This is a genomic window from Pseudobutyrivibrio sp. JW11 (genome assembly GCF_900115355.1).
GTDB classification, from domain to species: Bacteria; Bacillota; Clostridia; order Lachnospirales; family Lachnospiraceae; genus Pseudobutyrivibrio; species Pseudobutyrivibrio ruminis.
Genome location: NZ_FOWB01000001.1, coordinates 19433 through 31158 on the forward strand (window position 1 = coordinate 19433; position 11726 = coordinate 31158).

The following is an 11726-nucleotide window of genomic DNA, read 5'->3' on the forward strand; positions in this document are numbered from 1 at the left end:
TGAAGATGTTTTTCAGATTTACATAAATTTTAGGTTCGCTCGTTACAATGCAGCCATGATAATTACAATTTTAGTTTTATTAGTAGGTTTTGCATTGCTAGTGTTCGGCGCTAACAAATTTGTAGATGGCAGCGCAGCACTGGCGAAGAATTTTAAAGTATCAGGTTTGATTATAGGACTCACGATAGTGGCCTGCGGAACCAGCGCTCCTGAGTTAGCAGTAAGTGTCACAGCTGCGGCGGAGCATTCAAGTGAGATAGCACTGAGCAATATCATAGGCTCCAATATGTTCAACTTGCTGGGAATCCTTGGCATCTGCGCTGTAATGTCCCCACTGGTGGTAGAGAAAGGAATCATCAAAAGAGACTTTACAGTTGCAGCTGTGTCGACGCTGGCGGTGTTTGTGGCGATTGGAGGATTTTCCATAATCAGCCACTTCAAATCAACTGGCCCTGTTGTCACAGAAAATGTTGCAACAATTTCAGGCCTTGGCGGAGCTGGACTTTTACTTTCATACATCTTATATGTTGTCTGGATATTTATGAAAGAAAAGAACAATGCATTGGAGGACATGTCCAGTGTCAGATCATACTCCAACAGGCAGTGTGCAGTATTTATTATTGCAGGCTTAATCATGATAATCGCCGGAGGCAAGCTGGTAGTATACAGCGCCAAAACACTAGCCCTTCAGGCTGGCATGTCAGAAACCTTAGTAGGCCTAACCATCGTAGCCATCGGAACATCTCTCCCTGAGCTGGTCACTTCCATCATCGCCACCCGCAAAGGACAGCTAGGTATCGCCCTGGGAAACGTCCTCGGCTCCAATATCTTCAACCTGCTATTCATCCTCGGAGTCTCAGCAATTATTGCACCTGTCGCTGTCAACGTCGCATCGGTATATGACATTCTGATATTGTTGGTAATTACAATCATCTCCTGGGGCTATGCATTCACGGAAAGGAAAATCACGAGAAAAGAAGGTCTGATAATGATCTTCATGTACGTAATGACTGTAGGCTATGCAGCCATGAGAATTTAATAGAGTCAAAAGAGTACACTTATTGACATAAGTGTACTCTTTTGATATTATAGTCTTACATAAAAGTGGAGGCATATCGTTATGGAAGATATGATGAGAGATCCTAATGGATATAGCCCGAGTGATATAGTTAATAGATTAGTTAATTGTATTTCATCGGGCTGTGAAGGAATTAATTATACAGTTATTCCAAGAGATAAGAATGAAAAACTGTTTAAAGATTACGTTATCAATTCAGCAAAACGTAGAGAAATTCTTAAGTCGTTAACAATTAATGATTATAAAAGATGGGAGCCTAGTGATAATCCAGATTATGATTCACTAGTTTATTTTTTTGAAAAGACAGTTAAATTGATACCTAGATACGTTGAAGATGCTTCAGAAACAGATGTAGATTTATACATCAAAGTTTCATGGGATAAGAAAAGCAATAACCTGTTATTTATTATTTCATTTCATGAAAAAGAATACTAATATAAAAATGATGTCAATTAGTGAATATCTTTCACTATTAATTAGAGTTAGAATAGATAAATTTGAATAATGAGGATTTTAATATGAGTACGAAAACACGTGGGGGAGAACGTTATGACAAAGTCCTGTGCGCCAATTGTAGAGGTTTACAGGAGTTTTATGTTAAAACGGAACGTGAAATTCGAAGAGTTAATGGGAAGGACTATGAATTTAATAAGCGCGTGGCTTATTGTAAGAAATGTGGATGCGAAGTAATGGTTCCTGGTATGGAGGATGAGAACGAAGCATCATTCGAATATATATTTAGAAAAGAAAATGACTATATACAGATTGAAGAAATAAAAGAAATAATTGATAAATATAACATAGAAAAACGCCCTTTATCCAAATTACTTGGATTTGGCGAGCATACTATAGAAAAATATCTTGATGGCCAATTGCCTAACCGAGAGTACTCAGATTTATTAAGAAAAGCAAATCGAGACTATCGAGTAATGCTATATTTTTATGAATTGAATAAAGAAAAGCTTACTCCAAAAGGACTTGAAAAAATAAAGGAAAAGCTTGAGTACTATAAATCAATTAATGAATATAATTCATCAATCGAAAGATATGCAGTTTATATCTTAAATTCTAGTTATGAGATAACAAATCTATCTTTACAGAAAATCCTATATTACATTGAGGCCTTTGGCCAAGTGCTTCTTGGTGAGCAGCTTTTTAACAATAGATGTGAGGCGTGGAAGCTGGGCCCAGTATATAGAGATATTTATGAGAAATATAAGGTTTTTGGAAGTGGCCAAATAGTTATAGATAAAAGTGATACATCTGAAATTCTTGATGAAAAACACAGAAATCTAGTTGATTATGTTCTGAAACATTTTGCTATTTTCAATGGATTTACACTAAAAGAACTGACACATGCTGAATCACCATGGATAGATGCGCACAGGGGATATGCACTAGATGAAAGATGCGAAGAACAAATCACTCACGAATCTATAAAAGATTATTTTGAAAAAGTAGATAGTAAATATAAGTTAAACACCGACAAGGGTGTAAAAAAGTATATTGAGTCTCTGGGTGTAATGTAATAGATGACTAAGGATAAATTGCAATTTTGGTTAACAAAATTGCAATTTTTTGTTATACTTCAATTAAGAAATTGCAATTAATTGCAATTTTATGAGAACGAAATTGCAATTTGGGTGGTGATTATATGAATGAACGTATTGAAAATCTAAAAAATGCAAAGGCTGAACAGGGGTTAACTTACGAGCAGATTGCAACGAAATCTGGGGTTAATCTCAGTACAGTGCAAAAAGTTTTGGGTGGGAAAATAGAATCTCCACGTTTGGATACTATTGCAGCGTTGGAAGAAGCTTTGTACCCAGGGCACATTTCTGAACACACAGCCGGAGATAATCCAAGGGAAATCTCCATTGGTAATCAAGACTTTAAGACCATAATAGAAAATAACTATTTTTATAAAGATAAGACCATGTTCATCAAAGAATGGTGGGAGAGTGGGGATGTTGTCACTCTTATTACACGTCCTCGTCGCTTCGGAAAGACGTTGAATATGAGCATGCTCGACTATTTCTTTTCTAACGCTTATGACGATACCAGGGATTTATTCAAAAATCTTGCTATATGGAATGAGCCTGAATATCGTGATATCCAGGGTACATACCCTACTCTGTTATTAAGCTTTGCATCGGTCAAGGGCAATACATACGAAATGGCTAAGCAGCAGATTATCCAGGAAATCGTTGGCTTGTATCGCAAAAATCAGTATCTTATCGAAAGCGATTTTGTAACTGACAAGGATAGGGATTACTGGAATATGGTGGGCTACGATATGCCGGATGCCGTGGCCAGCAATGCTATCAATTTTATTTGCGAGCTTTTATATAGAAAATACAACAAAAAAGTTATCATACTGATGGATGAATATGACACTCCTCTTCAGGAGGCCTATGTAGATGGTTTCTGGGATGAAATCACATCCTTCGTCAGAAATATTTTTAACGCTACCTTTAAAACAAATATTTATTTGGAGCGTGCCATAATGACCGGAATAACCAGAGTCAGCAAGGAATCAATCTTTTCTGACCTGAACAATTTAAAGGTCGCCTCCCTTACCACAGCAAAATATGAATCTACCTTTGGGTTCACCAGCGAAGAAGTAATGTCAGCCCTTGATGAATATGATTTGCTTAGTCAAAAGAAAGAGGTTCAGAAGTGGTACGATGGATTTAAAATAGGAACGAAAAATGATATTTATAATCCATGGTCAATTACCCAGTTTTTGGATTCAAAGAAGCTTGATGCTTATTGGGCAAACACCAGTAGCAACATGCTGATCGATAAGCTTATTCGCGAGGGAAGTTCTGATATCAAAAAGCAGTTTGAGGCTCTGTTAAAAGGAGAATCTATAGAGACCTTAATAGATGAAGAAATAGTTTTCAATTTGATTGATAGAAATGAATCAGGCGTATTCGGTATGCTTCTAGCTTCAGGCTATTTGAAAATTGTTGAAGAGCTTGGTGAAATCGGTATGCGCAAGAAATGTCGAATAGCTGTTACTAATAACGAAGTAATGCGTATGTATGAAGATATGGTGCGTCGTTGGTTTGAAGGTGGAAGCAGCAGATACAATGATTTCATTGAAGCCCTGCTGAAAAATGATGTAAAGTACATGAACAAGTTCATGAACGATGTTGCGTTAAATACTTTTTCATCATTCGATGTTGGAAATCGTCCTTCCGAGTATGCTGAGCCAGAAAGGTTTTATCATGGCTTCGTGCTAGGTTTGTTGGTTGAATTAGCTGATAAATATCATATAGTGTCAAACAGGGAGAGTGGATTTGGCAGATATGATGTATGTCTTGAACCAATCGAAAAGGATAATCCTGCATATATTTTAGAGTTTAAAGTTCATGATTCAGATGATGAAAAGACTTTGGAAGATACCGTCAAAAATGCTTTAAAACAGATAAAAGATAAAAACTATGATGCAGATCTGTTGAATAAAGGCATACAAGAAGATATGATATATCATTATGGGTTCGCTTTCGAAGGAAAGCATGTGTTAATAGGATAGAGAGATATATGAAAAGCAAAAAACTAAACATTTTATTTATTCTGTGTGCTGCAGTTTCGCTGATTGCAGTTACCATTTTTATATTCACTTATGGGCAGGCCTATGTCCATTCCGACACCGCCATCGCAAATCGCTATGGCTGGTCCATGGTGGAAAATAAAAGCCTGTTCCCTCGCACATGGAACTTTGTAAATTCCGAAATCTACGCATTTCGAGTTACATCCTTGGCAGCTTTTATCACACCATTTTTCCATAATCAGATTTTTGCCAGAATGCTTGCCACTTTTATTTTCATGCTACTTGTTCTTGCAGGCATTGCCTTCTGTAGCAAAAAAATGTTTAAGAGCAATTTCTTTTTCATTGCAGCGCCACTGTTTATCTTGTTCCTGACCGGTACAGAGTCTCGTAACATGATTCTTACCGAAGGCACATACATGAGCGAGATGCTTGGCATCACACTTGGTGCCACATTGATGTATCGTATATACGAATCATTAAACGACAAGCTTGCAATCAAAGAAACTATTGCCTATGCTATCGTGATTTTTATCATGACACTTGGCGGCTCACGCTATTTTGCAGAGCAGGTTCTTCCAATGATTTGCGCATGCGCAGGTATCCTTTTCTTTGATTGGATTTTGCGTCATGAGCTATCATTCAAGGAAGCCTTAAAGCGCCTCACCATTACATTTGCAATCATCGTTGCACCATCCATCGCAGGCTATGGCACTTACAAATGGATTTGCAGCTGGCATCTGATGAACGCAGGCCGAACCGATTCTCTTCACTTCGTAGGCTTCGATTCGCTTCCAACACTCATCCAGTCAGCACTTATCACCATCTATCGTTGCTTCGGCTACACAGGTGATGTCAGCCTGTTTGGCCTTACAAATGCTAGAAACATCGTATCCATCGTCACATGCACACTTATCTGCTTCGTGATACCGGTACTTCAGCTTATAAAGATGCCTCGCGAATCAAAGGCGGTAAAGTTCTTCAGCCTCTTTGGCTTGGCACACAATGTTGCGTTGATGTCCGTAGTTATCCTCTTTGGCAAGTGCCAGGAGCGCTACTGCCTCAGCACCATCTATGTCTGCATCATCATTTCCAGCAGATATATTTGGACTTACTGGATTGAAAACAAAAGCAAGCTTACGGCCATCGTCGCAGCCTGCTTCGTAATTGCGGTAATCATCGAATCCGCATTCATCCTTCGCCTCACAATTGGCTACAAGGATATCATTGCATCACATCAGCGCGTGGTTGCTGAGCTTGAAAATCACGACATCTACAAGGGCTACGGCACCTACTGGACATCATACATGTTTGAAGCTTATTCAAACGGCGACATCAAGTTCGGAGAAATCGACGCCCATGGCATCAAGCTGGACGCTTGGATGTGGAACAATGACCGGGATAGATACAAGGATGATCACTGCAAGACAGCTTTGATTTTCACTGCCGATGAAAACGAAGCAGCTCAGGAGCTCCTTACGGGATATCTTCCACAGGCATACGACAGCTTCATCATTCCGGAAGTTTACGATTTTGATGGATTTTCATTCACATATGAATTGACAAATCTGGTGGTTTACTGCTACGATTTTGACTTAGCAAAGAAAATAAATGATGGCATTGTGGACGGCAGACTTTCTGCCAAGGATACCTTCAACAATGGTCTTGTTATGGCGGATGATGAAAAGGATGAATTCACATTCTATCCAGGCGGACTCATAAAAGGACCATACTCCATTGCTGAAAAGGGCGAGTACACAATCACTATCGAGGGTGAGAATATTTCGACTATGCAGGTAAGCTTTACTTCGGAGCAAAATGCTGACGACATAGTCAGCAAAAATGTCAGCACTGATGCGGATAAACAGGTTTGGCATTTAAAATTAAATAATACTGTAGAGGATTTTTGCATCGTTCTGGAAAATCCGGATCAGCCGGAGGCGAAGGTGCAGCGCATCTCTATAGATAAAAAATAAGGGTAGTATCAGGGGTTTATAATGTTATTCAATTCTTATATTTTTGTTTTACTTTTCCTGCCACTCTGCTTGGCAGGTTACTATGGACTGGGATTTTTCCAGAAGTACAGGCTGGCAAATGTCTTTTTGCTTGGCATGTCACTTTGGTTTTACGGATATTTCAATCCATGGTATCTCATAATTATCATTTCCAGTGTATGTTTTAATTATTTAATATACCGCTTAATGCATAGCCATAAGGACAAGAAAAAAGTCCTTATGGTTATTGGTGTTTGCGGAAATGTGGGAGTCCTTTTCTATTTCAAATACATGGACTTCTTCATCAGCACAGTAAACATGCTCTTCAAGACAGAGTTCAATTTGCTTTACATCGTGTTGCCTCTCGGCATCAGCTTTTTCACATTCCAGCAGATTTCATTTATTGTGGATAGCTACAAGGGAGATGTGGCCTGCTACTCATTCTTGGAGTACGCCTGCTATGTCATCTTTTTCCCACAGCTCATTGCTGGTCCAATCGTCACCCACGACGAGTTGGTCCCACAGCTTATGGACGACAGTAAAAAGCACATCAATGCAGAAAACTTTGCTCGAGGCATTTATCTTTTCACCATCGGTATGGCGAAAAAGGTGCTCATCGCAGACACTCTTGGCTGCGCTGTAAACTACGGCTACGACGAGCTTTTAAACATCAACTCTACCGAGGCAATCGTTGTCATCCTGGCCTATACACTTCAGATTTACTTTGACTTCAGCGGCTACTGCGACATGGCCATCGGTATTGGCCAGATGTTCAACATCGACCTGCCACTGAATTTCAACAGCCCATACAAAGCTGTTTCAATCGACGATTTCTGGGATAGATGGCACATGACCCTCACCAGATTTTTGACACGCTACATCTACATCCCACTTGGCGGAAATCGCAAGGGCAAGGGTCGCACCTATGTGAATATCTTCATCGTATTCCTTGTCAGCGGATTTTGGCATGGCGCCGGCTTCACCTTCATCCTTTGGGGCGTGGGCCACGGCATCGCATCCATTATCCATAGAATGGGACGTAAGTTTTTCGACAAGGTTCCAAAGATTATTGGCTGGGCCGTCACATTTTTCTTTGTAAATATTATGTGGGTGTTTTTTAGAGCAGATTCTATCGCCACTGCCACAGAGCTTATCCGCCGTGCCTTCGGCGGACACTTTGATCCAATTGGCGCGGAGCTCACATCTCAGTTTACATTCTGGGAGCTTCACCTGATTCTGGACAAGCTACCAGTTATCAAAAACTTCGCCTACATCGATGTGGTAGGCATGTTTGCAGTTGCACTATTTATCGCACTGATTCCAAAGAACGGCTTTGAAAAGATGAAGGAGTTCAAGCCAAACGTCATCAACATGCTAGTGATGTCATGCCTGATGATTTGGAGCATTCTTTCATTCTCAGGAATCAGCACATTTTTATATTTCAATTTTTAGGGGAAGTAATAATGGAAGGGAAATTTAAAAATTGGATAATCGCCTATTTGGCTGTAATATTAGTGGGCCTTGCTGCAGTGAGTGCTGTCGTCATCTACATCGATCCATATTTTCACTATCATGGACAGAATCAGCACATATCCTACATCCTTAGCAAGGAACGCTACCAGAACAACGGTATAGCAAAACACTTCGAGTATGATGCGGTGCTAGTTGGCACATCCATGGCATCCAACTACAAGACCAGCGACATCGACCGCCTTTTTGGAACCAACTCTATCAAGCTCACATACCTGGGCGGCTCCAACAAGGAAATCAGTGACACTTTAGATGCAGTTTTTGAAAGTGGCAACGACATCAAGATGGTTTTTAGATCAGTGGATTACCTGGGACTCCTTAACACTGCGGAGCAGATGCGCTACGACGAAAGCCTCTACCCAACATACCTCTACGACAATGATCCATTCGATGACGTGGAATATCTTTTAAACAAATACACAATCCAGGATGCCTACGACGACCTGCGCCTCACTCGCGCTGGCTATGCTGGCACATCCTTTGATGACTATTCAAACTGGGGCATGTACTCTGAGTTTGGCAAGGATGTTTTGGATGACAGCTACATCCGCGAAGAAAAAAGCGAAGAGACTCTGGAGTTCACAGAGGAAGACATGGCCATCGTGGAGGAGAACATAAATGAAAATTTCATCAGGCAGATAGAAGAGCACCCTGATGTGGATTTCTACATTTTCTTTCCACCATTCAGCATGTACTATTTCGACTACCTGAATCAGCAGGGCAACCTTGAGCGCTATATGGCAGCAGAGCGCTACACTATCGGCATGCTCATTGGCTACGACAACGTCCACCTCTACTCATTCCTGCAGGAGACAGATGTGGCAGAAAACTTGGATATGTTCAAGGACATGAGCCACTTCGTCCCAGAATACAACACAGAGATTTTGGAAATGATTGCAGCTGGCAAGGACGAGCTCACTGAGGACAACGTTCAAGACTACTTCGACTTCATGGAAGACTTCTACGGCAACTATGATTATGACGCATTGTTCGAATAGTGGCATGCAATTTTGTTACTATTTAACAAAAAGTGCGCAACCGTTTGCAAAACCGATTCTATTGTGATAGCTTGATAGAAGACCACAGTATTAGGGGGAAACTATGGGTTATACATTAGATAAAATCGCAAAAGAATTGGGGCTTTCCAAAACAACAGTATCCAGAGCTATCTCTGGCAAAGGCAGAATTTCCGAGGAAACCAGGGCAAAAGTTAATGCCTTCATCAAAGAAATAAATTACAGACCTAGCGCCGTTGCCAGGTCTTTGGCAGCTAGCCGCACATTCAACGTGGGGCTGGTTTTCCCTGCCGATTCAGCTCTCGGCGAGATGCCATATTTCCAGACTCTCATGACAGGTGTCTGCGACAGAGCCATGGAATACGAATACGACGTTCTTATCATTCTTGCAGATAATGACGGCATATCAGCGTTGAAGCACGCAGTGCGGAACAAAAAAATCGACGCTGTAATGGTCAGTCGTTGCGAGCAGGATTCTAAAGTTATCAATTTCCTAAAAGACGCAGCAATTCCATACATCGTAGTGGGCGACCCAATGGAGCCAGGGGTTCCTTTTATCGATCACGATAATGAGGGGGCAGCCACACGCATGATAGAGACACTTATCGACAAGGGCATCACTCGCATGGCCCTTATTGGTGGTGGTGAAAATATCAACGTTACCCACAGCCGTCTGGCAGGTTTCCGCCAGGGCTTTATTAACCGTGGAATGAAGGCTGATGAAAATCAGATTTATCTAAACATGCACAAAAGCGACCGCATGGACAAAGTCTTGAAGACTGCCATTTCAGAGGGAGCCGAGTGCATAGTCTGCATGGATGACATGCTTTGCAATTCAGTTCTTAATTGTCTGCACAACGATGGTCTATCTGTTCCAGATGACATCAAGCTGTGCAGCTTTTACGATTCAAATTTATTATCTACATCAAAACCATCTATCACTAGCTTGTACTTCGATGCAAAAAAGCTAGGAGCCGAAGGCTTGTCTATGCTTATGCGCAACTTAGATGGAGAAGATGTCACAAATCTCACACTTTCCGACTTTAATATCCAAATGCGAGACAGTACAAATTAGTAATATTCACAAAAATGTCATAAAATAGTTGTCAGAAATGCTTAATTGACGAAAAACGACATAAGCATTAGGATTATGTATGAAGAACAACCGATTGCGCAAAGTCGCAATCACCGGAGTATAAAAATGAAGAAAATGGAGGAAGTAATAATGAAGAAGAAGTTATTATCAGCACTTCTTGTTTCAGCAATGGCTACATCAGCTTTTGTTGGATGCGGGGGCGCAGCAGAAGAGACTACAGCTGAGACAGGTTCAACAACAGAGGAATCTACAGAAGCTACAGAGGAAGCATCATCTGAGGATGCTATCGCAAATCTTATCGCTGCAACAGAAGGCACAGTAAACATCGAGCTTTGGTGTTCAGAGACAGAGGAATATCAGACAGTTATGAAAGAGCGTTGCGACGCTTTCGAAGCTGAGTATCCTGATGTAGATTTCAACATCACAATCGGTGCCGTATCAGAAGCTGATATGAAGGATCGTGTACTTGAGGATGTTGAGGCAGCAGCTGATGTTTATGTATTCCCAGACGATCAGCTTGAGGCACTTGTTAAGGCAGGCGCTCTTAACGAAGTAGCAGCTCAGTACACATATGACATGAACGAAACAGATACACCAGCAACAGTTGAAGCTGGACAGTACGAGGGCAAGCAGTATGGCTACCCATTCACAGCTTCAAACGGTTATTTCTTATACTATGATTCATCACAGCTTTCAGAGGAAGATGTAGCTTCTTGGGAAGCACTTACAGCTAAGGCTGAGGAGCTTGGCAAGGAAGTTGGTTTCGAAGTTGCAAACGGCTGGTACCTCTACGGTATCTTCCAGGGCGCTGGATGTACACTTACAGAAAATGAAGATCAGTCAAACAACTGCGATTGGAACTCTGAGACAGGTCTTGCAGCTGCAGAATCACTTCAGAGCATCGCATCTTCAAGCGCATTCAAGAGCTATGGCAACGATGATCTTCTTGCAAACCTTAACGATGGCAAGGTTGTAGCTTACGTTTCTGGTACATGGAATGTTAACGCATTCTCAGAGGCTTATGGCGATGGCTATGCAGCTACAAAGCTTCCTACATTCCAGGTTAACGGCGAAGACAAGCAGATGGCTTCATACTCAGGATACAAGTTCGTAGGTGTTAACGCATACGCAGAGAACACAGGTTGGTCAATGCTTCTTGCTGAGTACCTTACAAACGCTGAGACACAGGAAGCTGTATACGCAGCTACAGGTGAAGGCCCTTCAAACACAGAGGCACTTGCACAGGCTTCTTCAGTAGCACTTGATGCTCTTGCAGCTCAGTCAGAATTCGCAGAGCTTCAGAGAGTTGGCGGCAACTACTGGACACCAGCAGAGTCACTTGGAAAGAACATCCTTGACGGCAAAGTAAGCCAGGAAGTTCTTGATGATGCTGTAGCTGGTATTACACAGCCTGTTGAATAAAACTAATGCTTTTTCGGGCTTCTCCGAATGGAGA

The 11726-nt window shown here is 41.3% G+C and carries 9 protein-coding genes; all 9 read left to right on the forward strand.

Annotated features, from left to right (window positions below; translation table 11 throughout):
- Positions 1–55 precede the first annotated feature (55 nt).
- Positions 56–1039, forward strand: a complete 984-nt coding sequence (locus tag BM102_RS00130; protein ID WP_090477695.1) for a calcium/sodium antiporter — start codon at positions 56–58, stop codon at positions 1037–1039.
- A gap of 81 nt (positions 1040–1120) precedes the next feature.
- Positions 1121–1513: a hypothetical protein gene (locus BM102_RS00135; RefSeq protein ID WP_090477698.1), complete on the forward strand. Its 393-nt coding sequence runs from the start codon at positions 1121–1123 to the stop codon at positions 1511–1513.
- 83 nt (positions 1514–1596) lie between these two features.
- Positions 1597–2607 (forward strand): type II toxin-antitoxin system antitoxin SocA domain-containing protein, encoded by a 1011-nt coding sequence (locus tag BM102_RS00140; RefSeq protein WP_090477701.1) that lies wholly within the window; start codon positions 1597–1599, stop codon positions 2605–2607.
- A gap of 125 nt (positions 2608–2732) precedes the next feature.
- Complete coding sequence (locus BM102_RS00145; protein ID WP_090477704.1) at positions 2733–4619, forward strand: AAA family ATPase; 1887 nt, start codon at positions 2733–2735, stop codon at positions 4617–4619.
- Positions 4620–4627: 8 nt separating this feature from the next.
- The gene (locus BM102_RS00150) at positions 4628–6610 is read left to right on the forward strand and encodes a hypothetical protein (protein WP_090477707.1); all 1983 of its coding nucleotides are present in this window, start codon (positions 4628–4630) and stop codon (positions 6608–6610) included.
- A gap of 21 nt (positions 6611–6631) precedes the next feature.
- Positions 6632–8080, forward strand: coding sequence for an MBOAT family O-acyltransferase (locus BM102_RS00155; protein WP_090477710.1), 1449 nt, complete (start codon positions 6632–6634; stop codon positions 8078–8080).
- Between the two features lie 11 nt (positions 8081–8091).
- Positions 8092–9156 (forward strand): hypothetical protein, encoded by a 1065-nt coding sequence (locus tag BM102_RS00160; protein WP_090477712.1) that lies wholly within the window; start codon positions 8092–8094, stop codon positions 9154–9156.
- A gap of 103 nt (positions 9157–9259) precedes the next feature.
- Positions 9260–10249 carry a LacI family DNA-binding transcriptional regulator gene (locus BM102_RS00165; protein ID WP_090477715.1) on the forward strand — a complete coding sequence of 330 codons (990 nt, stop codon included), beginning with the start codon at positions 9260–9262 and terminating at the stop codon, positions 10247–10249.
- A 150-nt stretch (positions 10250–10399) separates the two neighbouring features.
- Positions 10400–11692 carry an extracellular solute-binding protein gene (locus BM102_RS00170; RefSeq protein ID WP_044936141.1) on the forward strand — a complete coding sequence of 431 codons (1293 nt, stop codon included), beginning with the start codon at positions 10400–10402 and terminating at the stop codon, positions 11690–11692.
- Positions 11693–11726: the final 34 nt, after the last annotated feature.